At 55.7% G+C, this 26,145-nt stretch carries 20 protein-coding genes and 1 tRNA gene; 6 read left to right on the top strand and 15 right to left on the bottom strand.

Features of this window, described 5'->3' with window-relative positions; genetic code table 11:
• Positions 1-33: 33 nt before the first annotated feature.
• Positions 34-741 (top strand): SDR family oxidoreductase, encoded by a 708-nt coding sequence (locus ACR0B8_RS03735; RefSeq protein WP_170358145.1) that lies wholly within the window; start codon positions 34-36, stop codon positions 739-741.
• Between the two features lie 40 nt (positions 742-781).
• Here ACR0B8_RS03735 and ACR0B8_RS03730 read toward each other — a convergent pair whose 3' ends face one another.
• From ACR0B8_RS03730 to ACR0B8_RS03710, 5 genes are all read right to left on the bottom strand, one after another.
• Positions 782-1,258: a hypothetical protein gene (locus ACR0B8_RS03730; RefSeq protein WP_226688540.1), complete on the bottom strand. Its 477-nt coding sequence runs from the start codon at positions 1,256-1,258 to the stop codon at positions 782-784.
• Positions 1,255-3,318 carry a glycosyltransferase gene (locus ACR0B8_RS03725; RefSeq protein WP_226688541.1) on the bottom strand — a complete coding sequence of 688 codons (2,064 nt, stop codon included), beginning with the start codon at positions 3,316-3,318 and terminating at the stop codon, positions 1,255-1,257. Before ACR0B8_RS03725 ends, ACR0B8_RS03730 begins: the two co-directional genes overlap by 4 nt.
• Positions 3,315-4,397 (bottom strand): glycosyltransferase family protein, encoded by a 1,083-nt coding sequence (locus ACR0B8_RS03720; protein ID WP_226688542.1) that lies wholly within the window; start codon positions 4,395-4,397, stop codon positions 3,315-3,317. The genes ACR0B8_RS03725 and ACR0B8_RS03720 overlap by 4 nt, the downstream gene beginning before the upstream one ends.
• Positions 4,398-4,402: 5 nt before the next feature.
• A complete protein-coding gene (locus ACR0B8_RS03715; protein WP_170348487.1) occupies positions 4,403-4,711 on the bottom strand; it encodes a hypothetical protein in 309 nt (102 codons plus the stop codon).
• Between the two features lie 77 nt (positions 4,712-4,788).
• Positions 4,789-6,348 (bottom strand): hypothetical protein, encoded by a 1,560-nt coding sequence (locus tag ACR0B8_RS03710; protein ID WP_480657714.1) that lies wholly within the window; start codon positions 6,346-6,348, stop codon positions 4,789-4,791.
• Positions 6,349-7,373: 1,025 nt separating this feature from the next.
• On the opposite strand from ACR0B8_RS03710, the gene ACR0B8_RS03705 reads away from it, so the two are divergent.
• Complete coding sequence (locus ACR0B8_RS03705) at positions 7,374-8,333, top strand: radical SAM protein (RefSeq protein WP_226688543.1); 960 nt, start codon at positions 7,374-7,376, stop codon at positions 8,331-8,333.
• Between the two features lie 50 nt (positions 8,334-8,383).
• Here ACR0B8_RS03705 and ACR0B8_RS03700 read toward each other — a convergent pair.
• From ACR0B8_RS03700 to pyrH, 10 genes are all read right to left on the bottom strand, one after another.
• Positions 8,384-8,473: transfer RNA gene (locus ACR0B8_RS03700), tRNA-Ser, on the bottom strand.
• Positions 8,474-8,563: 90 nt separating this feature from the next.
• Entirely contained in the window at positions 8,564-10,999 is a 2,436-nt protein-coding gene (locus ACR0B8_RS03695) for a DUF3772 domain-containing protein (RefSeq protein WP_170358132.1), read from the bottom strand.
• On the bottom strand, positions 10,999-12,033 hold the full coding sequence (locus ACR0B8_RS03690) for a cysteine synthase A (RefSeq protein WP_170348483.1): 1,035 nt from the start codon (positions 12,031-12,033) through the stop codon (positions 10,999-11,001). Before ACR0B8_RS03690 ends, ACR0B8_RS03695 begins: the two co-directional genes overlap by 1 nt.
• A gap of 69 nt (positions 12,034-12,102) precedes the next feature.
• Positions 12,103-13,218: an NUDIX domain-containing protein gene (locus ACR0B8_RS03685; protein ID WP_226688544.1), complete on the bottom strand. Its 1,116-nt coding sequence runs from the start codon at positions 13,216-13,218 to the stop codon at positions 12,103-12,105.
• Positions 13,219-13,248: 30 nt separating this feature from the next.
• The gene (locus tag ACR0B8_RS03680) at positions 13,249-13,689 is read right to left on the bottom strand and encodes a TrgA family protein (protein WP_170348481.1); all 441 of its coding nucleotides are present in this window, start codon (positions 13,687-13,689) and stop codon (positions 13,249-13,251) included.
• Positions 13,690-13,705: 16 nt separating this feature from the next.
• Entirely contained in the window at positions 13,706-14,914 is a 1,209-nt protein-coding gene (locus ACR0B8_RS03675; RefSeq protein WP_170375006.1) for an SAM-dependent methyltransferase, read from the bottom strand.
• A 69-nt stretch (positions 14,915-14,983) separates the two neighbouring features.
• Positions 14,984-16,405, bottom strand: a complete 1,422-nt coding sequence (locus ACR0B8_RS03670) for a cryptochrome/photolyase family protein (protein WP_480657717.1) — start codon at positions 16,403-16,405, stop codon at positions 14,984-14,986.
• 48 nt (positions 16,406-16,453) lie between these two features.
• Positions 16,454-17,680, bottom strand: a complete 1,227-nt coding sequence (locus ACR0B8_RS03665) for an aminotransferase class V-fold PLP-dependent enzyme (protein ID WP_480657996.1) — start codon at positions 17,678-17,680, stop codon at positions 16,454-16,456.
• Positions 17,681-17,937: 257 nt separating this feature from the next.
• The gene (locus tag ACR0B8_RS03660; protein ID WP_480657719.1) at positions 17,938-19,524 is read right to left on the bottom strand and encodes a BCCT family transporter; all 1,587 of its coding nucleotides are present in this window, start codon (positions 19,522-19,524) and stop codon (positions 17,938-17,940) included.
• Between the two features lie 210 nt (positions 19,525-19,734).
• Entirely contained in the window at positions 19,735-20,487 is a 753-nt protein-coding gene (gene pyrH, locus ACR0B8_RS03655; RefSeq protein WP_170348476.1) for a UMP kinase, read from the bottom strand.
• A gap of 96 nt (positions 20,488-20,583) precedes the next feature.
• On the opposite strand from pyrH, the gene miaA reads away from it, so the two are divergent.
• The 4 genes from miaA (at position 20,584) to ACR0B8_RS03635 (ending at position 26,132) form a co-directional block, all read left to right on the top strand.
• Complete coding sequence (miaA, locus tag ACR0B8_RS03650) at positions 20,584-21,489, top strand: tRNA (adenosine(37)-N6)-dimethylallyltransferase MiaA (RefSeq protein ID WP_170348475.1); 906 nt, start codon at positions 20,584-20,586, stop codon at positions 21,487-21,489.
• 312 nt (positions 21,490-21,801) lie between these two features.
• Positions 21,802-23,472, top strand: a complete 1,671-nt coding sequence (locus ACR0B8_RS03645) for an ABC transporter substrate-binding protein (protein ID WP_170513607.1) — start codon at positions 21,802-21,804, stop codon at positions 23,470-23,472.
• Between the two features lie 136 nt (positions 23,473-23,608).
• Positions 23,609-24,655: an ABC transporter permease gene (locus ACR0B8_RS03640; RefSeq protein WP_170348473.1), complete on the top strand. Its 1,047-nt coding sequence runs from the start codon at positions 23,609-23,611 to the stop codon at positions 24,653-24,655.
• 13 nt (positions 24,656-24,668) lie between these two features.
• Positions 24,669-26,132, top strand: coding sequence for an ABC transporter permease (locus ACR0B8_RS03635; protein WP_170348472.1), 1,464 nt, complete (start codon positions 24,669-24,671; stop codon positions 26,130-26,132).
• Positions 26,133-26,145 lie beyond the last annotated feature (13 nt).

The following is a 26,145-nucleotide window of genomic DNA, read 5'->3' as shown; positions in this document are numbered from 1 at the left end:
TTTTCATCCTAAGTAGACACAATGAGGTGCAACATGACGGACAACAAAGTCGCAATCATTATGGGCGGCGGCAGCGGCATGGGCGCGGAAAGCGCCCGTCGTTTGGAAGCTGATGGGTTCAACGTCGCCATCCTGTCATCATCGGGTAAAGGCGAAGCTTTGGCGACTGAATTGGGCGGCATCGGCTTGACCGGCACCAACAGGTCCAGCGCAGACATGCAAAGGTTGGTGGACATGACCATGGACCGCTGGGGTCGCGTTGATGTGTTGGTGAATTCAGCTGGTCACGGCCCCCGCGCCCCGGTCCTCGAGATCAGTGATGACGACTGGCACGAAGGGCTAGAGGTCTATTTCCTCAACGCGGTAAGGGCCACGCGGATCATCGCCCCGATCATGATTGACCAAAAGTCCGGAGCAATCATCAACATCTCGACCTTCGCGGCGTTCGAACCCGACCCGGTGTTTCCAACGTCTGGTGTGATGCGGGCGGGTCTGGCAGCCTACACCAAATTGTTCGCAGACAAACATGCGACTGACAATGTGCGCATGAACAACGTGCTGCCGGGCTTCATTGACAGCCTGCCGGAAAACCCGGACTGGAAGGCCCGCATCCCGATGGAACGATATGGCAAGGCGTATGACGAAATCGCAGCAACCGTAGCTTTTCTAGCGTCGGACGGTGGAGCATATATCACCGGCCAGAACATCCGAGTAGACGGTGGACTGACACGGTCGGTGTAACACCGGCGACCGCCCTGCCCCGGCTCATAACACTGTACGGTCATTTGCTGTTATCCGCCGGGCTCTGGGACTGAGCCTTTTGACCGGCCCAAAGCCCGACATCGTCGCCGTCGATAATGATCGCCAGATCCCAGAATTTTCGGATCTCTTCTTCAGCGAACTGCGCAGCCATCGGTTCATCCGGTACGCGCTCAACGCGGAAGCCGAACTGCTCAAATCCGCTGTAATCTATGCGGCTTAGAATGACCGGATACACCTCGCGCTCCAACGCAGCTGCAGCAAGAAATCTCGCTACATTGTACACTGATTTCATGGGGCTCACGATCCGAACACCGATATGCGTTGGCCCGCCCTCATCCCGCTCCCAAAGAGCAACGGAAGGGATCAGGCCCACTTCAGGAAATACAACATTCCCGTGCGGCTTGGGTTCTTGATCGCCAGAGATCAGATCATCCAATTGAACAGGTCGTTTAGGCGTTGTTCTGCTTAGGATATCGTACCATGAAATATCTGTCATTTTCTGCACTTGGCCTCTGCAATGATTTCGGCCGCTTTCGCCGCCCCAGGTTCTGGCAATTCAATTTTATTCAACGCGGTCCGATAGACCTCCAGATCATCTTGATCCAAACAGTCTGAAACCGTTCGCTCGAGTTTCATGAACTCTTTTTCGGTGATGATCGCGCACAGGTCGCGGTCAGCCAACGCCTGGGCGCGTCGCTCCTGATTGTCCAGATACGGTGCTGATTGGGGGATCAGGATTGCCGGAATTTTGTTGTACAGGATCTCGAGAACAGAATTGTATCCCGCCGCCGAAATGACCAAATCCGCGGCCAGGCAAAGGGTTGTGGCCTCAAAGGTCTGAACAACGTGAGTATTTGACCAACCGAAGGTGGCCGGCTGAACCTTGCTGCCCGGCCAGGTTACGACAAGGTGCAAACAATCTGACCGGTCCTCAAGCATCCCGGAAATTGCCTGAAGTTGCGCTGACCGGTCCGACGCCACGCCGCCGCCTAACATGCTGACAACCAGGTGATCGAAGTCACGCCCAAACCGTTCAGCCAGCCGATGCCTAAGTCCTTGGCGTTCATCATCCGACTGAACCACATGGCGAAAGATCGGGCCAACATTGCGAACGTGATCGCCGTAACTGTAGGTGTCGTTTAGCTCTTCAAAGGCTTCGGATGGCACTATGACCTTGTCGAATACGGCCTCACGCTGGAGCATTCTTGGCCTGGACCGCCCATCAGACCACAACCCACGCCGTATCCAAACCGCCGACAAGTTGCGCTCAAGGATCGTTCGGTAGACGGAATCAAAGACATAGCCGCCGTCAAACACCAACCTGTCATTTTCCTGCAGCGCTGCGCCAAGTCGGCGGTAAGTCAGGATATCGTTGCCATTAAAGTTGGCTGATACTTCAGTCCGCTGAACCAGAGGGATACTGTCCAAGCCTTCGCGGCGCACAAGTGGAACGCAGCTGGGAAAGGCCGCAAAAATCGGGGCCATATCATCCGGCAATTCTTTGGCAATGATAGCGCATCGCTGAGCGTGCCCCAATCCAACCCCGTTGGTTGGAAAAAACACTGTTCGCTGTGCCGTTCGAATAGGTTCCTGTTTTTGGGGCTTTAGGTCTGCTGCCTTTTCCAAACGGGAAATGTCCACCGAATGCAGCCACTGGGATTTTGTCGCCTGTTCAGCCACCCCGGCAAGGTTTTCAAGTATCTTCCCTGTGAGGTACCCGTCCAGGGCAAGCGGCGTTTTGGGCCCGATCAAAGCCGGGGCGCCAGAGGACACAATGGCCTCATCATCCGTGCAATCTATCGCGACCCCACCAGTGGCGATCAGTTCGACTGCAAGCGCGGCCATGCGAACCCCGGCGACACCATGACCAAACATCACCAGGACATCTGTCGTTTTTGCCAGAATACGGGCGGAAAGATCGGTATACAAAATAGTCGGCAGATCATGAAAGGGCGACTCATTGATCACCTTGTTCTGCGCCCCGTTGACGATAAGTTGCAGAGTATAGTCACTGCGATTGCTCATCCGGGCCAAGCAAGAGAGAGTCTCGGGCGCGTCAAGTTCCATGGACCCCAAGACCACGGCAACATTTGGCTTTTCGACCGCCGAACGAGCCGTTGGCCGAATGTCTGCGACCAAGGGACAGGCCGCCGAAGGTAACATCGAGCGCGGCTGGAAGTCCGTAAGGTCCAACACCGTGGCTTCACGCCCAAGGGCATATGCCAGACGCGCCTTTGCACCGATATAACTTTGCTGCGTTTCGAAACGGCCCGTGGCAACCACTGGAACATCCGCCGGCAGTTGCCTTTGCCGCAGGGACGCAAGAAGAAAATCATCAATCTCCTCGGCACCAAGCACAAATACCCTTTCGACCTCATGCTCGCCCGGATCGACCAAAAACTTGGCAGCATCGTAAACCCGGCCGCGACCTGCGTCTTTCGGCAAGTATTCGGCATCGATACACACGTTAAAACCGCGTGCGGTCAGCTGATCGGCAAAGATCAATTGCGCATCAAAGGTCCGCAGCGAGCGCGTGCCAGCCTCGATGAAAATCATTTCATAACCCCGCTGTCTGCAGTCAGGACATTTGACAACATTGCCCTGAAACTCTCTGCCGAATAACGCTCCAGCACCTTTTGCGACCGTGAGACCTGTTCGTAATATCGCTGCGGGTCAGCGACCAGATCAGATATGACCCGGTCCACGTCGCCCGGATGACACGTAAGGACACCATCGCCGAAATTTGCCCCGGTTTCCGGATTGGTAAGAACCACTTTGCCAGCGGCCAGCGCTTCGGTCACGACGCGACCAAAGCTTTCTTGCCAGGTCGGCGCTGTAAAATAGACGTAGAAATCGATCATTCCAAAAAACTCGTCCACACTAATGGCGTCAAAAGGCAGCAAGGTCCAATGGGCCCGAAGAACACCCGCGTTCAGCATGGCATCAGCACCCAGAATGACATTGCTTTGAGAATGCTCGGGAAAGCACATGTCGAGGTCAGAAAGCGATGGGAACTTTTCAAACCCCGGTCGTGAATGCCTGCCCCGACGGTCCTGTGGCTTTTCGCACGGAGGACTTACATCCGTATGGCAGATGTTGAACCAGTCGGTGTCCCGAACCCTCCACTGCCTTGCCATGCGCGAGCTGTCCAACCAATCGTTCACGGTCTTGCGATTATGGGGTGAAATCGGTGCCAGGGTTCGCCTCAGCACAAAAGATGACGCCTCAATCTGGTTCAGGCAGCCGGAAACGTCGAACCCTTCCTCGCCGCCCGGACGCAAGAAGTTCTCATGCGTCACAACGATCAGATCACGGGCAAAAATTTTGGTGTTCAGTGCCTCGTTGAACTTTAGAAACGATGGATTGTGCAGGATTACATAATCCGCACCAATACGCGGTGCATCCCAAATCAACGGGATGTGCAATTCGTCCAGCACCTGCCGCAGTGCCGGCGCAACAGATTGATTTTCGCCAAAAGTTCGCGAAGTTATCGCGTGCACCTCTAGCGTTCCAAAGTCCACAACCACCCGCAGTTCGGCCGCAACTGCTGCTGACGTTCCACCGGAAAACCGCGGTTCAATGATGTAGGCGATCTTTGGACGCACTGAGCAATTGATGGCCTCAAGCGCCGACATAAGCTTTAATGCGCCAGCTCGTTGTCGGTCGCAGCAGCCGCGGTACCGGCTGTCGGTCCGGCGGTATAGCCAAAGTTCAAAGTGCCCGTGGACGCGGCCTCGTAAAAGCTGCGCAATTCGACCGACAGTTCATCGGTTCCGGTCAGCAATCCGGGATTTCTTTCCAGATACGAGCGTAGCGCCTGGGTGTCATTGGCCGACAAGAGTTGATCGATGGCAAGGAGATGCTCAAGCGTGATCTCAGCGCGCGCATCCTGCGCCGTCGTCAGAAATAGTAGCGCGGTTACTATGCCAATAAGTCTGCTTTCAGTCATTTTACAAAAACCCGTCGATACTTTTTAACTATTCACAATTCAACTTAGTCCTTCGCACTTACCCTATAATAGCGCCATTAGTTTGTCGTTGTCCTGAGTTTTTTCAGAACCTGACTTTTAAGGCGGTTAACCGGGCTACTTTGGGTTGTGGTCCGGCGGCTTTTCTTGGCCACCCGTTTGACGGGAGCTTGGCCAAGACCTTCGCCGGCCAAATACAATTCGATCACCCCGGTGGGTGTTTTGGATTTCGATCCCGTGAAATCGCGCAACAAGGCGCCTGCGTCCTTAGCAAGGGCGGCAGCTTTGGCCGCATCCTGTCTGTGATAGAACCGCACATTGGATTGGGATACTTTGTAACCAACGCGCGCCGTTCCGCTAAGTTCATGCCCCGTCGTTGTTAATTCAGCAACAAATGAGTCCACAGCATCATTGGGAATCTTGTTTGGCGCGTAGAGCCTGAATGACGCGCCGCCACCACTTGCACTCGGATTCGATGGCTTGGCATCTTCGCTCGGTAGGGCCGCAATATCCTCGGCAGGCAATGCCGCGGGCGTGGCCGAATCCAGCGGGGTTGGCATCTGTTTCAAAGTAAGCGCCTGTGGGATTGGAGGGCTAAGCGCTACGTCTTCCAGCAGGATAGAAGGATCAGATGAAACGACTTTCAAAGGACGCTCAGCAAGATTACCCGCCAAAGGACGATCTGGCTGAGGTTCATGGATCAGATTAGACAGCAACTGGTGATCTTCTGCGACCTCCAAAGCCACCGGAGATTGCAACGACACAAGCTGTGAAGACACGCTGGGCGCGCGCTGCGGGGGAATGATCTGCTCGATCGAAATCGTCAAAGGATCAATTTCTGTGGAAATCTCATCCACCAAGGCAATCCGCGTAGCGAAAAGCTCTGGTTCAAGTTCATAAGGCAGAAAACTCGGGTTTGCCTCTTGTTTTGGTAGGTCACCAGCCCCGCCCACCGGCAACAGCGGTGGTTCAAGCGCCGCAACAAATGACAAAACGCTAGGCGGCACGCTTGAGGTGCTGGGCTCAACAACCTCTGTGCTAGAAGAAACAGTAGTCGTCCGCCGCGAGGGCGGGATCGGGTCAATCGAAATCGCCACTGGATCAAAGCCTGCCGAAACTTCGTCCAGCAAAGCGATCGACGTAGTAAAAAACTCTGGTTCGAACTCATAAGGCAGGAAACTGGGATTAGCCTCTCGTCTCGGCAAATAGCCAGCGCCGCCTACCGGTAGTAACGGTGGTTCAAGCGTCGGAACATACGACAGAACGCTAGGGGCCAGACTTGGAGTGCCGGGTTCAACGATCTCGGCCGTTTCCGCCAACTCGGACTGAAGGGGCGCTGATGAGGCAAGATTGCTCAAATCCTGCGTCTCTTCCAATTCTACGCCGGATGACGACGGCAATGATGACGCGTCGAACAAATCGGCGGAAATGACAGTTTCGCCCCCTGCTCCACTCGGCACATCAGGTTGCGATGGTCCGGTTTGGCCAAAATCGTCTGCCGCTTCACCATCAGTAGACCCAATAGCCGCGCTTTCAATCGGGTTCGATACACCCAATCCGAACAAAGTCAGAAATATCGAAGACGAAGCAACCACACCGATGGAGCATCCAAGGGCCACCAAGCTCCACCTGATCCTGCGCCGCGTCCGTTGGTGATCTTTCAGCTGTTGCAGGAGCTTTTTGGACAGGCGATGATCAACTTCCTCGGAAGACAGTATTAAACTTAACTCTGCCCTCGTCAGCGCGCTTAAGGACGCGTCTTCGCTGGCCAGAGCGTCATCAGACGGGCCCGGCCTCCCTGCGCCCTTTTCTTCCAGAACGCTCTTGGCTGTTGCTTGGTCTGGTTTAGCAGCTGCACGATCAGCCTGTTCACGATTGGTCGGCTTGTCTTCCTGTCTCGGTGTCCGTGTAGAGGTTGCTTTGTTTCCGCCTTGCAGATCTCCCTGACGGGCCTCAGGACTACTGGGGTCTGCTTTTTTCGACTCGGCTGCACGACGGGCAAGCACTTCATTTCTTTTGTGTCTTGCTTCCTCGACCTGAGCGGACCATGGCTTTTGCTTGCTTTGGGCACGCTCATTTGTGGTTGATTGGTTGGTCCTACGGCGAACCGGTTTGGGTTGTTGACCCTCTTTGTTTTGCTGCGCAGGCGCCGAAAGATTTTTTTCTCGTTCTACCCGCGCTTTTTCAAGCACCTTCTGCCACTCGGGGGATTGCACAAAATCATAAATATCCGCCGTTTGATTGGCAGTTTTCTTGGCAACTTTAGGTCGAGTACTTGGGCCGTTAGCCTTTGTCATAAATTCCCCCGACTGGCCGCCGAAACAGGCCCTAATTTATTGTAAATTCGACAAACCGATTACGCCTTAGCGCCGAAAATTCTAAAAGATTATGTTTAAACTATAAAAAGATGGCCACTCGAAAACAAGTCGACCGAACCCGCAATCGCCCTGTAACATAGGCAATTGGCCTTGTGAAATGGGTTCTCAGGTATCCGAAACCGTCCACCAAAGCGCCATTGATGCCTAGTGTCCCAAAAAATTTTGTTCCAATTCCAATTTCAAGATAGGCTGTGGAAAATTGGTGGGGGCCACAGGACCACTCTGGTCGCACTGTCGGAGGAACTTAGCTAAACGCATGGATTTTAATGGAAGATATCCAGAACCATCCGGACCTATTTACTCTGATTGACCACCCCGATCCTGCGTGTGGCAACATGGTCGTGGTGGACTGGACGCTCGGGAATTCGTGCAGCTATGCGTGCAGTTATTGCCCAAAGGCTTTGCACGACGGTTCGCTTGAGTGGCAGAAAACCGATGACGTTCTGAATCTGTACCGTCAATTAAATCGACACTATGTGGATGAATTAGGCAAGATTGTCTGGCTGCAGTTTACAGGCGGCGAACCCACAATGCATCCTCGCATCATTGATCTGCTAGGTCATGCGTCCGATATAGGGTTCAAGGTCAGCCTGATCAGCAATGCGTCGCGCACACTTCGGTTTTGGGAGATGATCAACAGCCGCCTGAACAGCGTTATCCTGACCTATCATGCCGAATTTGCAGAGCTGAGCCATTTTATCCGAGTGGCGGGTACGATGACTGACCGTATCACCGTTCATATCAACGTGACGATGCATCCAGATCGTTTTGATCAGACGCTTGAAGATGCGCGGGAATTACGCGCGGCGCTGCCCACCGCTTCGATTTCCTTGAAACCGTTGCGGAAAGATTTCGGAGTGAAGCTGTACGACTACACCGACGACCAGTTGCAGGTTCTCGCGATGGGTTTGCCCTCGGACAGGGCCCCGGTTGGTGAGGAACCTCGATCAGTGATGCGCGCAACCACGCGGTCGGGCCACACTGAGATACTCCGCCCCAATGACTTCCTTCTTAGGGATATGAACCGCTGGCGTGGATATAAATGCAACGTAGGGCTTGAATCCCTTCGGGTCCGGGGGAATGGCGAAATCTTCCGGGGCGTTTGCGGCGTTGGGGGCAGAATAGGGACTCTCGGCGACGCGCTTGACCTGCCTCGCGATCAAATTCGATGCACAAAAGACGCATGCTCTTGTCTGGCCGACATACTGATCCGTAAGGAGATGTAGTTTCCGCGCAATGAATAGGTCAAAGTTCAAATGCGGAAATCAGGTAAGGATGGCGGAGAGACAGGGATTCGAACCCTGGAGACGGTTTCCCGCCTACACACTTTCCAGGCGTGCGCCTTCGACCACTCGGCCACCTCTCCGTGCGCGCGATATTTGGACCATCGCCGAGGGATTTGCAAGGGGCGATTAAAGCGAAAATTCAACCTTCCGCAGTTCCGCCACAGACCCCGTTACAGCTCGTCCCCATCACCGTCTGCAAGATCGGCCTCGGTCATGTCCGCAGGCTTGGAAGACAGGGGTTCGGTAGGTGTTTTTTCCGTTGCAGGTTCGGTTTCTTGCGCAGGCCCCTGCCCTCGCAGCGTCTCAGGATTGCGCAGCCAGACATCGCGCTGCGCGAAGGGGATTTCAATACCTTCTTCGACAAACCGGCGATTGATCTCGTGGTTCATATCCGATTTCACCGAAAGCACCCAGTTCACGTCGCGCAAGATGGCGCGAATTTCAAAATCCAGCGAATCCGCACCAAAGCCCTGAAACACCACGCTGGGCGCTGGATGCGCCAGAACCATCGGATGGGAATTGGCAATCTCACCTAAAATCTTCTCGACCACGCGGGTATCCGTGCCGTAGGCCACGCCCACCGGCACGATAACACGCCCGATCGTGTTGCCCCGCGTGTAGTTCGTCACCACCCCGCTGATCAGGTCCGAGTTGGGAACGATCACATCGGTACGATCAAACGTCTCAATCCGCGTAGACCGCACCGAGATATCGCGCACATAACCCATCATCCCATTCACATCGATCCAGTCCCCCTTGGAGATTGGACGCTCGACCAGCAGGATGATCCCCGACACAAAATTCGACACGATGGTCTGTAGTCCAAAGCCGATCCCAACCGACAGCGCGCCGGCGACAATAGCCAGCGAAGACAGATCAAACCCCGCCAACATGATGGCCACCAGCGCGGCCAGGAATATCCCCACATAGCCGGTGCCCGCGGCAATCGCGTTCTGACCGCCCGGATCAATACTGGTCTTGGGCAGCAGCGAATTGCGCAGCCCGCTTTGCAACAGCCGGGTCAAGCCATAGCCGATGACAAACACGATTAGGAAGGTAAAGAAGTTGCGGGGCGAAATCGTAACGCCGCCAATGTCAAAACCAAGCAGCAAACGCGACCAGACTTCAAGCAAGTCAGTCTGTCGTGCGCCCCAATACAGCGCCAGAACCGGCAAGGTCAGAATGGCGATTATAAACCCGGCCAACACCGAAAACAGTGAGTCTCGCGCCGACTCACCTTGCCCGCTGAGCCAGCCGTAAACCGAGGTGATAAAACGATGAAGGATCGTCAAAGCCGCAAACAGAACCAGCGTTTTCACCGCCGGGAAAACGATCCCCTCGGCTGCGTTGGTATATCCAATAGCCGCCAAAATCGGGCTCGCGATCCCCAGCAAAAAAATTGCCTTGCGCAGAAAGTCCATCAGCTGGGTCAGCCCGGCACTTCGCGGCGTTTCGCTTGACTGCCCATCTTCGGCTTCTGGTTTTGTGGTCTGAATCCGGCGGATACGCAGAAGAACCAGCGCGGTTCCCACTACCACAGGAAAGCTGATAACGGCCCGGGTCGCGTCCGAAATGTTTTCGATCTGATCAAACAGCAGCCCGAATTCGTACACGATCAGGAAGATCGCCAGAATATCCAAGTATACCCGCAACTGCGTGACACTCTTGCGGGATAGCCGGTTAAAGTTCTGTGCCGCCTGCGCGATGTGAACCTGACGTCCGATCCAGTCGTAATAAAAGATAATCGCGGCCCAATAAGGAACATTCTGGATTAATAGCGTTCCGCGCAATCCCGGCAGGCCAGTCATGATGATCGCTTGAACCAGCAACCAGACACCCAGCCATGGCAGCAGAATCCGCAGCAGTGAAACCAGAAACGACCACACGCCGCTGCCCCGACCGCCCAACTGCCGTAGATATTCACCTGCAGCCTCGGACCAGTAACGTCCGTAGTACAGTAAAATCCCTGCCGCGACGGTCAGGAAGAAAATGCCCAGCCCGCGCTCTTTCAGGTGTTTTTGAACGATGTTGGTTTTCAGGTTCAGCGCAGATTCATTGATCAGGCCTCGCACGGCCTCGACAATATCGACCCAGGCTGGGCCCCAATAGACAGGGTTAAGCGGCGATACACCGCGTTCTAAAAGCTCTTTTGTCTGCCGCTCGCGCAACAGGCTGTCTATCTCGCTGATCAGGCCGTTGGCGCGGCTGAACGCTTCTTCCGAGATGATTTGCGGCACCTGCAGGCTGGTCAGTTGGTTTTCCAGATGCTCGCGAAGCTTGGCAATCTCTTCGGGTTCGGTCGCATCCCCTTCGGGGGCTGGCCCCAACGCCTTGATCTGCGCGTCCAGCGTCTGGATACGGTCGGTATTGGCGCCACGTGCCTTGTTGAAATCCTCACGATAGTTGTGGATTTCAGCCCGCAGGTTTTCCAATGCCGCGTTTGACGTGCGATCAGATTCGATATCCTTCTCGGCGCGATCCGCCGTCTCAAGCCAGTTCTGGTAATATTCGCTTTGCCGATCAGTCAACTGGGCGGCAACGGGGCCACCCAGCATGGCAAAACAAACCAGAAAGAAGGCTAGAAACAGGCGAACCTGCCGCAGCATCATACGTCCTCGAATACGCCAGGAATGCTGCGTGGGGCTTCGGTCATCCAATCTGGCACCGGCAGTTCCTTTTCACGCAGGAATTCGGGATTGAACAGTTTGGACTGATAGCGCGTGCCAAAGTCGCACAGGATCGTCACAATGGTGTGGCCCGGCCCCAGATCCTTGGCCAGACGCACAGCGCCCGCCATATTGATCGCGGTCGACCCGCCCATAACCAGACCCTCCTCGCGCAGCAGATCAAAGATGTATGGCAGCGCCTCGTTATCGGTCATCTGGTACGAGAAGTCCGGTTTGAACCCTTCGAGGTTTTTGGTGATGCGCACTTGACCGATACCTTCGGCGATCGAGCTGCCCTCCATCGCGATTTCACCAGTGGTGTAGTATGAATACAGCCCCGCCCCCATCGGATCGACCAGAGCGATCTTGACGCCCTTGGGCTGCAACGCGTCGGCCACGCCGGCCAGCGTGCCACCCGAACCTACAGCGCTGACAAAGCCATCAACCTTGCCGCCTGTCTGCTCCCAAATCTCGGGGCCGGTGGTTTCCACATGGGCCTGACGGTTGGCAACATTGTCGAACTGATTGGCCCAGATCGCGCCATTGGGTTCCGTCTGCGCCAGTTCCTCGGCCAGACGGCGCGAATAATGCACAAAGTTGTTGGGGTTGCGATACGGGGCGGCCGGAACCTGAACCAGTTGCGCGCCCGCCAGACGCAGCATGTCTTTCTTTTCCTCGGATTGGGTTTCCGGGATCACGATCACCGTTTTGAACCCCATCGACGCACCCACCAATGCAAGGCCAATACCGGTGTTACCGGCCGTGCCTTCGACAATGGTTCCGCCGGGCTTCAGCTCACCGCGCGCAATTGCGTCCTTGATGATGTAGAGCGCCGCGCGATCCTTGACCGATTGCCCCGGGTTCATGAACTCGGCCTTCCCGAGAATCTCGCAACCGGTCTCTTCACTGATGCGCTTCAACCGGATCAGCGGTGTTTTCCCGACTGCGTCGGCAAGGTCTCGTGCAATGCGCATGGCGCCCTCATTTCATTACGTGTCAACGAAGATTTACAGATGCCGTGCGACAACCACAAGCGGCGATAGTTAACCGCGCAAACGATCGCGATGCCGGGCCAGCCAATTGGCCATCAACAACAGGGGCAAATCCTTGAATTCGTTGTTGTCGACCTTTTGAAGGAACTCGTCATATGGCAGGATTTGTGTGCGAATATCCTCACCTTCCGTAGCAACGCCACCATTGTCGATGGTCCGGGTCAAATCAGCCAACCCAACATAAAGGTAGACATACTCGGTCGATGACCCGCTCGAGGAGTAGGCACCGCCTGCATATTCCAAGGCGTTCAGCGACACGTGCGCCTCTTCCTGCACTTCGCGGTGGGCGGCCTGATCCGGCGTTTCACCGGGGTCGATCATGCCTGCTACCGGCTCCCACATCCACGGTTCGGGATCGTCGATCAGAAAAACCGGCGCGCGGAATTGTTCAACCAAAAGAACAGTGTCGCGCACCGGGTCATAAGGCAAAACAACGACGGCGGCCCCCTGCATCAATCCGCTCCGGTGCAGCACAGGACCCATCGTTTCGTCATGCTGGCGGTGCTGCACATCCAATTCTTCCACACCGAAATAATTGACATAGGCCCGCCGATGGCTTTGCACGATCACATCTTTTGCGACGTCACGCGGATCGCCCGTCTGGCGTTTTCGCGCAGCCAGCTTAGCCCAAGCCCGGGTGCGGATCGGCGCAAAGTTACGAGCGATCGTAGTTGCGTCGACCTTGCCGTAATAGGCCAGCTCTTCTTGTGCAGCCAGCAAGGTCACTTCGGACCATTCATCAACCCAGGCCTGCAACGACCACGGCTTGTCTGGTGTCCACAATTCGGGTTCGGAAAAGAACACACTAGCCTCGGCGCGTGAGCCGTCAGCAACGTCCACACCGTGCGGGCTGAGATCATAGTCGAACCCACCTTCATAAAAAGCCAATCGTTTCAGGTCTTCGGAGCTGAAACCCTGAACCAACAACCCCATGGCCTGACTGCCCTTTTCTGGAACAATCATCGGGAAAGCCTGCCCTGCCACGCCATAAACCGCATGGTCCGGCAAACTGGCCTGAGATATTTTTATTTGTGACAGCGGGTGGCCAAGCACACATTCCAGCAGCGGCAAATGCCTGAGCGTGCCGTAAAAAAACAAATCGGACACTAGAGTAAAGCTCGTCTAAATTCTGGTGAGTTATCGCCAGCGACGGCCGGCTTCTTCGGTTGCAAGCCCTGCGATAAGAGCTCCGATAGCCAAAGTCCACAGAATTTCCGGAACGATGAGCAGTTTGCCGTACTCCACACCAATCTGGAAAATGGCCGTGAGCGCCTCGAACGGGCCGTCATAGCGATGACGCATGGCCAGTCGGAACATCTCGTAGCAGCCCTGAACAAAAAGGGCCCAGAATACCAATGATACAACCCCAGCGATGCCATTATTGACCGCAGCGGTCCAGCCGCGACCAACGCGCTTTCCCATCACCTTCCAACCACAGGCCACCGCAATAATCATGTTGACATAGGTGAACCAGCCATAGTCCTTGCCCTCTTCGCCGTTGCTGATGATCATGCTCGACACGATAAAGGCCACTGCCAATAGGCATAGTGAAGCAACAAGTCGCGGCGCAGTGGGCATTCGGAATTTCCCTTTGTTAACTGGGTTTTGCTATAGTGATCTGTGTCACATCGCAGTTGCCAGTGTCAAAGGCCGCGCCACACGCGGTTAAATAATAGTTCCACATGCGCCGGAAACGCTCGTCAAAGCCCATTTCCGAAATTTCGTCCCATTTGTCGTTGAACGTCTCGTACCAACGACGCAATGTCAGGTCATAACTTTTACCGAATTCCCGCGATTTCACGACGTTCAACCCTGCCTCTGCCACCTGTTGTTTCAGGATCGTCGGCGCGGGGAGCATTCCGCCGGGAAAGATATATTTCTGAATGAAATCAACGCCGTTCTTGTAAATGTCCCAACGGTGATCGGCAACGGTTATGATTTGAAGGGTCGCGTGCGCACCGGGTTTTAGCCGATCACGCACAGTCTCAAAGTAAACCGGCCAGTATTTCTGTCCGACGGCTTCGAACATCTCAATCGAGGCGATGCCGTCATACTGGCCACGCTCGTCGCGATAATCTTGCAATTTGAACTCAACAAGGTCAGAAAGTCCTGCTTTTTCAATTCTTTGCCGCGCAAAGCTTAACTGTTCCTGGCTGATCGTCAAACCTGTGACCCGAAGGCCACGCTCTTTTGCGGCATATTCAGCGAAACCGCCCCATCCGCAACCGATCTCAAGGATGTGGTCACCGGGTTTGGCACCCATTTCATCGACTAGGCTTGCATATTTCGCAGTCTGTGCTTTTTCCAGGCTTTCCTGCCCTGTTTCGAACAGCGCGCTGGAATAGGTCATCGTTTCATCCAGCCACAGCCTGTAGAAATCGTTCCCCAAATCGTAATGGTACGAGATGTTCTTCTTGGCCTGTCGACGGTTGTTGTTGTGCAACCAAAATCGAAGGCGTTCATAGGCTTGCACCAAGAACCTTCCGGTGAAATCGTCATACACCGTCTCGGTCCCTAAATGCACCAGATCCATGAAAGATCGCAGGTCGGGCGTGCTCCACCCACCCTCTAAGTAAGAATCCGAAAAACCCAGCTCACCCTCTCGGATCAAACGCGCAAATACGTCGGGATCGTGAATGTCCACGCGCGCCACTGGCCCCGGCTTGGCACCTTCGGATCGGAACACGCGCCCATCGGGCAAAGCGATATCCATTCGCCCCGAACCCATCCGGTTCAACATTTTGAAAACTTGAGCAAAGTATCTGGGCAGGTCTTTTTGCCCTTCAGTTGTCGTCAGGATCATCCGCTCTCCCCTGTGCGGCCGCAGTTAGAAGCTAGGCCGAGTTTGTGTTTGTGGCAAGTTTTCAGTTCCTTACCCGGTTTTTCGACCTTCATAAGCCGCCAAGGCGCACGCTCGGCCAGCGGCCAGATCGACCACTGGTGAAGGGTAATTTTCCGCCGGATCAAGCGCCCACGAATGCGGCACCGCCCCAAAATAAGCCAACGCCGTAGCCGAAGGCTTGGTCTGCCCTTCGGCGATCCAGTGTTTTAGATAAACACCATCAGGATCAAATTTTTCCTGCTGTGTCAGTGGGTTAAATATCCGAAAGAACGGTGATGCATCGGGACCCGAGCCTGCAACCCACTGCCAACCCATAGCATTCGCCGCCGGGTCCCAGTCTATCAGGCAGTCGGCAAACCAGTTCATTCCGATTTTCCAGTGCGTCATCAGATGCTTGGTCAAGTAGCTTGCGACGATCATGCGCGCCCGGTTGTGCATACGACCGGTCACATACATTTGACGCAATCCCGCATCGACAACAGGAATACCGGTGCGGGCCTGTCGCCAAGCAACAACTGAGGGATGATCGGCGTCCGTGTTCCACGGAAACGTATCCCACTCCGGTTTCCAGTTCCCGCTGAGCAAACGCGGTGTGTGATACATCAAGTGGTACGCAAACTCACGCCAAACTAATTGGCGCAAATAGGCGTCTGTCCCTTGCGTACCGTTCATCGCGGCCCGCTGAACCGCATGCCAGACACTGCGGGGGCCGATTTCGCCAAGCGATAGGTATTCGGACAGATCCGAGGTGCCCTCCAAATCCAAACAGTCCCGATCGTGCGAATAGTCTTGGATTCGGTCCAGAAACTCGTGCAAAGCCTCAAAGGCGGCATTCTCACCGGGGCGGACAAAAGGTGCGACCACGGCTGCGCCCCGGTTCATTGCCGCACCCAGTTTCCAACCGGTCAGGTTTTCCGAAGTTGGCCAATTCAAGGGTGCTTTGATCGACGACACGCCTTCAGGCGTGGCAACTTCTCGGCCTTGAACGGATCGCCACATCGGTGTGAACACACGAAACGGCTGGCCTGTTTTGGTTGCTACGGTCCAGGGCTCAAACAGTAAGTGACCCGCAAAGGATTTGGCCTCTACCCCCTGCTCTGCCAAAGCAGACTTAATGCGTGTGTCACGGTCGATGGCATCAGGATCATACGCTCGCGTCCAATAGACGCCGCTGGCTCCGGTTTCTGTGATAAGGTTCTGCAAAACAGTCAGCGCGTCCCCGCGCCGCAGGATTAACCGGCTGCCAATGTGCGACAGAGATTGCGCGAAGGCCTCAAGCCCCAGCCCAAGCCGCCATTTCGGCGCGGCACCGAGCGCTTGAGCCAAATCATCCAGAATGAAAACCGGCAGAATAGGACGACCCGTTTGGGCCGCAGCACTTAGCGCGGGATGGTCCGACAGGCGTAAATCCCGTCGGAACCACATGATGATCGGTGATTGTTTGTTTTCCATGACCGCCCGGCTGTTTTCTTCGCATTACGAAGCCGAGCAGAAACCGGATCACAAAACGGCGTCAAGTGCGCCCAATAACTGATCAATTTCCTGTTGCGAGGTATAGTGCGTAAAGCTGACCCGCAGCACGCCCTGATCCAAATCCACACCCATCGCCTGCAACGGGCGCACGGCGTAAAAATCGCCGCCTCCTGCCATGATCCCGTGTTCAACCAGATCGGTGGCCACGGCTTCGGCATTCCGGCTCAGCGATAACGCTACGGTCGGAGCGCGACGTGTAGCATCTGAGGTACCGATCAAGCGTACGGCATTTCGATCCTTGACCGCGTCCAATACGGGCTGCAGCAGCGCAACCTCCTGCCCGCGCATCAGGTCATGCACAAAGGCTCCACGTTCGGTTGCGTTACCCTTGGGGCCATTATGGTGGTCGCACAACAGATCAACGTAATCCGCCATACCTGCACTGGCCGCGATCTGCGCGTGATCCGGGCCCGCCGGGGTGAAACGCTTGTACAGCGCGTCTGCATTAAAATAGTGCGCCTGGTTTGGCAGCAGCTCACCAAGCGCACGCCGGATCACCATGCAACCCTGATGCGGACCGTAGGTTTTATAGGCCGAGAACAGATAGATATCCGGCCCCAGATCGCCGACATTTGGGAACCCATGTGGCGCGTATGAAACGCCATCTACACAGACAAACGCCCCCGCCGCATGGGCAATGGCGGTGATTTGGGTGACCGGGTTGATCTCTCCGATCACGTTGGAACAATGCGGGAAACAGACCAGACGCACCTTCTCGTCCAGCAGGTTCTCAAGATCCTGCGGGTTGAGCGATCCGGTTTCCGGGTCGATCTGCCATTCGCGGATTTCAAACCCGTCCTCGACCAGGCGCCGCCACGGTCCCGAGTTGGCCTCGTGATCCTGATTGGTGACAACGATGGCATCGCCCGGCTGCATCCACTGGCGAAATGCCTGCGCCAAAACATAGGTGTTCTGAGTGGTCGAGGGGCCAAAGCTCAGCTCATCGGTGTTCACGCCCAGAATCGCAGCCATGCGTGCGCGGGCTTCATCCATCTCTTCGCCTGCCAGACGGCTGGCGTCATAGGGGCCGTAGGGCTGCACTTTGCGTTGCGTATAGTAGCGCGTCAGCCGGTCCAGCACCGGCTTACAAGTATATGACCCGCCTGCATTTTCAAAGAACGCCTGACCTTGCAGGCTGGGCTCGGAAAAAGCCGGGAACTGCGCCCTAACGAAATCGATATCAAGAGTGCCCATGGCACGTCGCTCCTTGCTCATGCTGCTTGTTCCGATGACGTGCCCGTGCATGATTTCGGACAACTCGGAAATCACGGCAGGTCTTCCAGCCCAGCCACAGCCCCAGTCAAACAAACAGAAGCACGGGCAGTCTTTCGGGACCAGATCTGGCAATCAAAAGACGCGGATACATAGCCAGCGGCCCTGAGCTCGGTCAACCCGGCATGAAACAAAAAAGCCCCGACGCTTGTCGGGGCTTTCGAAGGGCTGAATTGGATTCAGCGGCGTCGCTTTTCGTTCGCAAGACCGATGAAGATCGACACGCACATCAGCACCAGAACGATCGCAAACGGGAAGCCTGTTGCAATCGCAGCAGCCTGCAGCGCACCCAGGCCGCCACCCAGCAATAGAACGATCGCGATTGCGCCCTCCAGAATGCACCAGAACACACGCTGCGCCGTCGGCGCATCGGTTTTGCCACCTGCCGTGATCGTATCAATCACCAACGAGCCGGAATCCGAGCTGGTGACGAAGAATACAACCACCAGAACGATGCCAACGAAGGACAGCAAACCTGTCATCGGGAATTGTTCAAACATGGAGAACATCTTGAGTTCTAGCGCAGCATCCGACAGGGCCTGCCCCGAACCGGACATAACCTGATCCAATGCGGCTCCACCAAAAACGCTCATCCACAGGGCACCTACAACGGTTGGGATCAGGATCACGCAAGTCACGAATTCGCGCACGGTTCGGCCGCGCGAGATTCGGGCGATGAACATGCCGACGAAAGGTGACCAGGAGATCCACCACGCCCAGTAGAAGGTGGTCCAGCCCTGCATAAAGTTGGTGTCTTCGCGACCAACCCAGTTCGACAGTGCAGGCAATGCGACCACGTATTCAATCAGGCTGTCGAAAAAGCCGGTCAGAATCGCCACGGTAGGCCCAAGGATCAGCACCAGCAGCAACAAGACCGCGGCCAGGATCATGTTGGCCTCGGACAACCGCTTTACGCCCTTATCGAGGCCAGCAACCACTGAGATCAATGCGAATGCCGTGATCAGACCGATCAGCAGAACTTTCATCCCGTCCGTAATCGGAACATCGAACAGATAATTCAGACCAGCCAGCGCTTGCGTTGCGCCCAAGCCCAGCGATGTCGCCAAACCGAAGATCGTGGCGAACACGGCTAGAACGTCAATGATGTGACCCAACGGACCCCATGTCGCCTCTCCAAACAGCGGGTAGAACACCGACCGCATGGTCAGCGGCAGACCGCGGTTAAAGCTGAAGAACGCCAGCGCCAGTGCCACTACCGCATACACGGCCCAAGGGTGCATACCCCAGTGAAAAATGGTGGCTGCCATCGCCAACTTCTTCGAGGCTTCGGGGTCATCCAGACCGGCACCTAACGGTGCCCAGTCGGTGCGAAGGCCATCCTCGCCAGCGGCAACCCCGCCCAGCGACGACCCGTAATGCGAGATTGGCTCGGCCACGCCCCAGAACACCAGACCGATGCCCATACCCGCGGCAAACAGCATCGAGAACCACCCGGCATAGCTGTAGTCCGGCTTGGCATCATCCCCGCCCAGACGGATCGAACCATACGGCGTGACGATCAGCAGTAGTGAAAACACGACAAAGATGTTCGCCGCAATCATGAACACCCAGTCGAAATTGCTGGTCAAAGCCGGTCGAAGCCAGCCAAAGAACTCGCTCGCCTGCTCGCGGAACACCAGCGAGAAGAACACGAATGCAATGATGGTTAGCCCCGAAACGGCAAAGACCGGATTGTGGACGTCCAGACCCATGATCTGAACGTTGTCCTGACCGACTTCATAGTCGGTTTCCGTATTGTCGGACATTATCTTTCCTTCCCCTTATCGATGCGCAGGACATCCAATATCCGGATCGGCAAGGGCGTAACTGAGAAGACCACCTATTACTTAAAAGCGACAAAATGCGTAAAAGTGACAGGCTTGCTTCATATGACCGCCATGACGAAAATCGGTCGCTGTAAATGAAAACAGGCCGGGCAATCGCCCCGGCCTGCACACAATAAGCTGTCGAAGGATTTAGCCCTGAACCTTGGTATAGGTCCCCTCACCCGCCAGAATTCCGCGGAACCCGCCCGGCTCATCCAAGCCAAATACGATCAGCGGCAGGTTGTTGTCGCGTGCCAGTGCAATGGCCGAGGCATCCATGACGCGTAACCGCTTGGCCAGCACGTCATCATAAGTAACCGTGTCATAGCGCACTGCGTCCGCGTGTTCTTTGGGGTCTTTGTCATAAACCCCATCCACACCGTTTTTGCCCATAAAAATCGCCTCACACGCCATTTCATTGGCACGCAGAGTCGCGGCGGTGTCGGTGGTAAAATACGGGTTGCCAGTTCCCGCAGCAAAAATGCAAACCCGCTTTTTCTCAAGGTGGCGCACGGCGCGACGGCGGATATAGGGCTCGCACACCTCATCCATGCGAATGGCCGAGATGACACGAGTGAACACACCTATTTCCTCAAGCGCCGACTGCATCCCCAGCGCGTTCATCACCGTGGCCAGCATGCCCATATAATCGGCTGTTGTGCGCTCCATCCCCTGTGCTGAACCGCTGAGGCCGCGGAAAATGTTGCCACCGCCGATGACCATGCAAATCTCGACCCCCAGATCATGCACCGACTTGACCTCTTGTGCGATGCGCTGAACGGTGGGGGGGTGCAAGCCAAACCCCTGATCGCCCATCAACGCCTCGCCCGAGATTTTCAGCATCACGCGATTGTACTTTGTTTTGGCGGTCTCGGTGGATTCGAGGGTCGGGGAAAGGCTCATGTTGCGCTCCGGGCTGGCACGGGTTTATTTTCCGGCGCAAAATGAAGCAAAACCTCCGCAGGTTCAATGCGATTGGTGACGATTGAGGCAGCCCGAATGGACAATAACGACAGATCGCAGATTTGGGACCGCCTGCCCCCCATCCCCGACGACAAACCGGTGTTGATTGCGGGGCCGACCGCCTCGGGCAAATCGGCCCTGGCCCTGCAGATTGCCGAGACGTTCGGCGGCGTGATCGTCAATGCGGATGCGAGCCAAGTCTATGACTGCTGGCGTGTAATTTCGGCCCGCCCTTCGATCGAAGAAGAGGCCCGCGCGCCGCATCTGCTTTACGGCCACATCGCGTATGATCAGGAGTATTCGACGGGTCATTGGCTGCGCGAGGTAACGCCACTGCTGACCGGGGGGCAGCGCCCGATCATCGTGGGCGGCACCGGCTTGTATTTCTCGGCGTTAACCGAAGGGATGGCCGACATCCCCGCCACGCCGCTGGAAATCCGCGCCGAGGCAGACCAACTGGACCTGACCGCATTAATTGCTGGTGTCGATACGCGGACACAGGAACGGATCGACACGCAGAACCGCGCCCGTGTTCAGCGAGCTTGGGAAGTGCAGCGGGCCACCGGACGAAGTCTGAGCGACTGGCAGGCTGAGACACCGCCGCCCGTTCTGAATTTGACTGACACGGTTCCGATCGTTTTTGACGTGGATAAACAATGGCTTCTTGATCGCATCACCCGGCGGTTCGATCTGATGCTGGACTCTGGCGCGCTGCAAGAGGTCGAAGCGATGCGAGACCTCTATGATCCGACGTTGCCCGCCTTCAAAGCCATCGGCGTTCCTGAATTGCTTGCCTATCTTGACGGTCATCTTACGCTGGACGCCGCCAAAGAGCGTGCAACGATTGCCACCCGCCGATTCGCCAAACGTCAGCGCACCTGGTTTCGCGCACGGATGAAGAATTGGAATCAGATAGATTTCTCAAAACGATACAAGCCGTAGTTCAAACTTCATCTCCGAGAATCCTTTCCAGCGATTCCCAAAAACGCCAATTGTTTCGGTTCACGACAGTATACATCGCTTGAATTAAGACGCTGCGGGCCCAAGACAACAGCAAACACTCCCAGCCATGTCGTTTTTGTGCTATCTACGTCGATTTCGAACATTGACCTCATTTGAATTCTAGGGCGGAATAGCCCCATGGGGATGATGAAAATCCAACGAGTATTCCGAGAACCTGCTGTTCGCCTCAATATGGTCTGAACGGTTCCAACCTTCTTCAATAAAAAGAACATGTCACAGGGAGAGACATCGATGAATAAGCAAACCTTTACCGGAGCACCGATTCACTGGGCGGCAGAGATGCATGCTCAGGAATATCGGGACGGCAAATTAAGCCGGCGCGAGTTTCTGACCCGCGCCACGGGTCTGGGTGTTACTGCTGTAGGTGCCTACGGCATGATCGGCTTGGCAGCGCCTGCCCGCGCCGCGGGCGAAGATACCAGACAAGAAGGCGGCACCCTGCGCGTCCAGATGAGCGTTCGTGCCCTGAAAGACCCACGCACGTATGACTGGTCGGAAATGGGCAACCAAACCCGCGGCACAATGGAATACCTGGTCGAATACAACTCGGACGGTACATTCCGCGGAATGTTGCTGGAAGGTTGGGAAATCAATGATGACGCCACTGTCTACACACTGAAACTGCGCCCGGGTGTGAAGTGGACCAACGGCGATGATTTCACTGCAGATGACGTGGCACGCAATATTGCGCGTTGGTGTGACAAAAGCTCGGAAACCAATTCGATGGCAGGTCGCTTTGCGACACTGATCGACGCGGACACCGGCCAGGCTATCGAAGGCTCGATCGAAGTTGTTGATCCGACGACGGTGAAACTGAACCTGCCAAGCTCGGATATTTCATTGATTGCCGGCATGTCCGACTATCCGTCGGCCATCGTGCATAGTTCGTTCAATGAAAACGACCTACTCAACAACGTCGGAACCGGTCCCTACATCCTTGAAGAGCTGGAAGTCGGGGTCAAATGCACATTGGTGCGCGCACCTGACCACACCTGGTGGGGTGAAGAAGTGTTTGGTCCTGCGACATTGGATCGTATCGAATATATCGACTACGGCACCGATCCGTCGGCATGGCTGGCAGCCCTGGAATCGGACGAAGTCGATATGCTGCACGAATCCGTGGGTGAATTCATCGATGTGATGGACGGCCTCGGCTATGAGAAATCCGAAGTGATCACCATGGGAACCCTCGTGATCCGTCCCAATCAGCTGGCCGAAGTTGACGGCAAACAGGTTTATGCCGACAAGCGCGTGCGCAAAGCTCTGCAAATGGCGGTGGACAACAGCGTTCTGCTTGAATTGGGCTATGGCGGCCGCGGCACGCTGGCTGAAAACCACCATGTCGGGCCTATCCATCCGGACTATGCAGAACTGCCCAAGCAAACGGTCGATCCGGCTGGGGCGAAAAAGCTCATGGAAGAAGCTGGCATGGCTGATTTCGAGCACGAACTGCTGTCGATTGACGACGACTGGCGCCGTAACACAACCGACGCTGTTGCCGCGCAGCTGCGGGACGCGGGCATCAATGTAAAACGCACGGTTCTGCCGGGGAACACCTTCTGGAACGACTGGACGAAATACCCCTACAGTTCAACCAACTGGAACCACCGCCCTCTGGGCGTACAGATCTGGGCATTGGCGTATAAATCCGGTGAAGCTTGGAACGAGTTCGGTTGGGCCAACTCCGAATTCGACGCCATCCTGACCGAAGCCCTGGCCATTGCCGACGCCGACAAACGGCGCGAAGTGGTCGCCAAAGGCGAGGCGCTGATTCAGGAAGAAGGCGTGACCATCCAACCCTACTGGCGCGCGCTGTATCGCCATATGAAAGATGGTCTGGTCGGAACCGATATGCATATCGCTTTCGAACATCACCACTACAAGTGGGGCTGGTCGGCCTAAAACCTGTCAGACAATCAACGGGGGCGCCTGATCCAGGCGCCCCTTTCCAGCCGCAGACAACCCGGCGTCAAGTCGGAAGTCCGAGGCCAGAAAATGGTCCAAAGATCTGCGGAACACCCGAAAAACAGGGGCCATCATGGGACTATTCATCCTCCGACGGTTTGGCGTCATGCTATTGACAGCATTGTGCCTGACGTTCGTGGTCTTCTTTCTGACCAACCTATACCCAAACTTGGAAAAGCTGGCCAAAACCCAGGGCAACCAACGGATGTCCGACGAACAGGTCGAGGCCTGGCTGGGTAATCGTGGCTACCTGCAACCCACGTTGGTCAAATATGGCCAATGGCTGGGCGTGGCACCGGGGTTTTCCAAAACTCTGGATGACGGCACATTCGTGGGCACCTGCACCCGACCCGGATTGACCGAGGAAACCACGCCCCGGTTTTGCGGCATCCTTCAGGGGGACTGGGGCTATTCCACTGTTTTCAAGGATGAGGTCGGTACCATTGTCGCCAAGCGATTGGGCAATACCGGCTACTTGATGATGTGGGTTTTGATCCTGATGGTTCCATCAGCTCTGTTGGTGGGCGTACTGGCCGGGATGCGCGAAGGCTCAGCGCTGGATCGGTCTCTGTCTACGTTCTCAATCATAACGACGGCGACGCCAGAATATGTGTCGGGCGTGATCTTCATTGCCATCTTCACCTCATCCACCGTTGGTCTGAAATGGTTCAAAGGCACTGCAACGCAGGCGATGGACAATCCGACCTTCGAGAACTTTTTCCTGCCGGTACTGACCATTGCGTTGTATGGCATGGGTTATATCGCCCGAATGACCCGCGCCTCGATGACCGAGGTGATGACAGCGCAGTACATCCGCACCGCGCGGCTGAAAGGCGTATCCTTCCCCAACATCGTCATGAAACACGCGCTGCGCAATGCGCTGATCGCGCCCTTTACCGTCATTATGCTGCAGTTCCCATGGCTGCTGAACGGCGTGGTGATTGTTGAGACGCTGTTCAACTACAAGGGCTTCGGTTGGGCACTGGTGCAGGCGGCTGGCAACAACGACATCCAGTTGCTGTTGGCGATTTCGGTCGTGTCGGTCTTTGTGGTGCTGTTGACCCAGCTGATCTCGGATATCGGCTATGTCTACCTCAACCCGCGCATTCGCATTTCTTAAGGAGGGTTAGAACATGGAACCACTTACCTGGACCGGCTCTATCGCCTTCCTGAACCCGCTGTTGATGATCGCAATCGCAGCCCTTCTGGTCTCCATCGTGACTTGGATAGTTGGCAGTATCGTACTGCCCGAGGCGCCGATGAGTGTGAATCTGGACGGCACGCTTAGCTCAGGATCGGGCATGCGTGGGTTGACGCAAAAGGCGCTGCGCTACAGCTTTGCTGCCTGTGTCGCGCTTGCCGTGGCCTATATCGTGCTGGGCATCGTGTTGGGTACCAGCGCGGGGATCATCGGTGCGATCTCACAGCAGTTTCTACCTGTCTGGCTGTCGCTGATCATCCTGTACGCCATGTCGATCGCGTTTAAGCGGCGTCTGGGCCTTTATGGCAAACTGTTCGACAGCCCCATCGGCATGATCGGCTTCGGCCTTGTGATGTTCTGGGTTTTCACCGGCATCTTTGGGGCATTGGACCTGATCGTTACCCATGACCCGCTGTCACAGATTTCTGGGATGAAAAACAAAGTTCCCGGAACACCTCTGCCCAGCCCGGAAGAGGGGGAATACACCTGGTATCTGTTGGGGGGTGACAACCTTGCCCGCGACGTCTTCAGCCGCATGGTCAAAGGTGCCTGGATCGTGGTGCAGATTGCGCCGCTGGCAACATTGTTTGCCTTTATGGTCGGGATCACTCTGGGTCTGCCCGCGGGTTACTATGGCGGTCGGTTGGATACGTTCCTGTCCTTCCTGGCCAACCTTATCCTGGCCTTCCCGGTGATCTTGCTGTTCTACCTGCTGGTGACACCGGAAATCGTAGCGACGGGCGTGCCGAACTATATGGCAGCTGTGTTGTTCGTCTTTCCGATCCTATTCATAGGCGTTCTGCTGAATTCACGCTATTACACGCGACCGAATTTCCGCACACCGCTGCTGATCGGGGTTTTGGGCGTTGCGATCTGGTTCTACCTGTCGCTGATCTCGACCGGTGGTTACATCATCAATACAGATAGCTATCGCATCTGGGGACTGCCGACTTATCTGGACCTGTTCGATATTCCTGGCGGCATCCTGGTGGTGTTCGTATCCGTTGTGTTCGTGAATTCACCCACCGTGTTCCGCATCGTGCGTGGTTTGGCGTTGGACATTAAGACGCGAGATTATGTGGCGGCGGCGCAAACCCGTGGAGAAGGTCCATGGTACATCATGCTGTGGGAAATTCTGCCAAACGCGCGCGGTCCGCTGATCGTCGATTTCTGCCTGCGGATTGGCTACACCACCATCCTTTTAGGAACCTTGGGTTTCTTCGGGCTGGGGCTGCCACCGGAAAGTCCAGACTGGGGTTCGACGATCAACGAGGGGCGCAAGCTGTTGTCGATCTATCTGCACCCTGCCCTTCCGCCTGCGCTGGCCCTGTTGTCACTGGTTCTTGGATTGAACCTGCTGGCGGACGGCCTGCGTGAGGAAAGTCTGAAGGACTGATGTGATCGAGGCC

The sequence above is a fragment of the Ruegeria sp. BH6 genome, assembly GCF_056538105.1.
This window is presented reverse-complemented; position numbering and strand designations above follow the sequence as displayed.

Coding starts and splice junctions, on each gene's coding strand:
- ACR0B8_RS03735 (WP_170358145.1), top strand. CDS start 34: ATGACGGACAACAAAGTCGCAATCATTATGGGCGGCGGCAGCGGCATG.
- ACR0B8_RS03730 (WP_226688540.1), bottom strand. CDS start 1,258: ATGACAGATATTTCATGGTACGATATCCTAAGCAGAACAACGCCTAAA.
- ACR0B8_RS03725 (WP_226688541.1), bottom strand. CDS start 3,318: ATGATTTTCATCGAGGCTGGCACGCGCTCGCTGCGGACCTTTGATGCG.
- ACR0B8_RS03720 (WP_226688542.1), bottom strand. CDS start 4,397: ATGTCGGCGCTTGAGGCCATCAATTGCTCAGTGCGTCCAAAGATCGCC.
- ACR0B8_RS03715 (WP_170348487.1), bottom strand. CDS start 4,711: ATGACTGAAAGCAGACTTATTGGCATAGTAACCGCGCTACTATTTCTG.
- ACR0B8_RS03705 (WP_226688543.1), top strand. CDS start 7,374: ATGGAAGATATCCAGAACCATCCGGACCTATTTACTCTGATTGACCAC.
- ACR0B8_RS03695 (WP_170358132.1), bottom strand. CDS start 10,999: ATGCTGCGGCAGGTTCGCCTGTTTCTAGCCTTCTTTCTGGTTTGTTTT.
- ACR0B8_RS03690 (WP_170348483.1), bottom strand. CDS start 12,033: ATGCGCATTGCACGAGACCTTGCCGACGCAGTCGGGAAAACACCGCTG.
- ACR0B8_RS03680 (WP_170348481.1), bottom strand. CDS start 13,689: ATGCCCACTGCGCCGCGACTTGTTGCTTCACTATGCCTATTGGCAGTG.
- ACR0B8_RS03675 (WP_170375006.1), bottom strand. CDS start 14,914: ATGATCCTGACGACAACTGAAGGGCAAAAAGACCTGCCCAGATACTTT.
- ACR0B8_RS03670 (WP_480657717.1), bottom strand. CDS start 16,405: ATGGAAAACAAACAATCACCGATCATCATGTGGTTCCGACGGGATTTA.
- ACR0B8_RS03665 (WP_480657996.1), bottom strand. CDS start 17,680: ATGGGCACTCTTGATATCGATTTCGTTAGGGCGCAGTTCCCGGCTTTT.
- ACR0B8_RS03660 (WP_480657719.1), bottom strand. CDS start 19,524: ATGTCCGACAATACGGAAACCGACTATGAAGTCGGTCAGGACAACGTT.
- pyrH (WP_170348476.1), bottom strand. CDS start 20,487: ATGAGCCTTTCCCCGACCCTCGAATCCACCGAGACCGCCAAAACAAAG.
- miaA (WP_170348475.1), top strand. CDS start 20,584: ATGGACAATAACGACAGATCGCAGATTTGGGACCGCCTGCCCCCCATC.
- ACR0B8_RS03645 (WP_170513607.1), top strand. CDS start 21,802: ATGAATAAGCAAACCTTTACCGGAGCACCGATTCACTGGGCGGCAGAG.
- ACR0B8_RS03640 (WP_170348473.1), top strand. CDS start 23,609: ATGGGACTATTCATCCTCCGACGGTTTGGCGTCATGCTATTGACAGCA.
- ACR0B8_RS03635 (WP_170348472.1), top strand. CDS start 24,669: ATGGAACCACTTACCTGGACCGGCTCTATCGCCTTCCTGAACCCGCTG.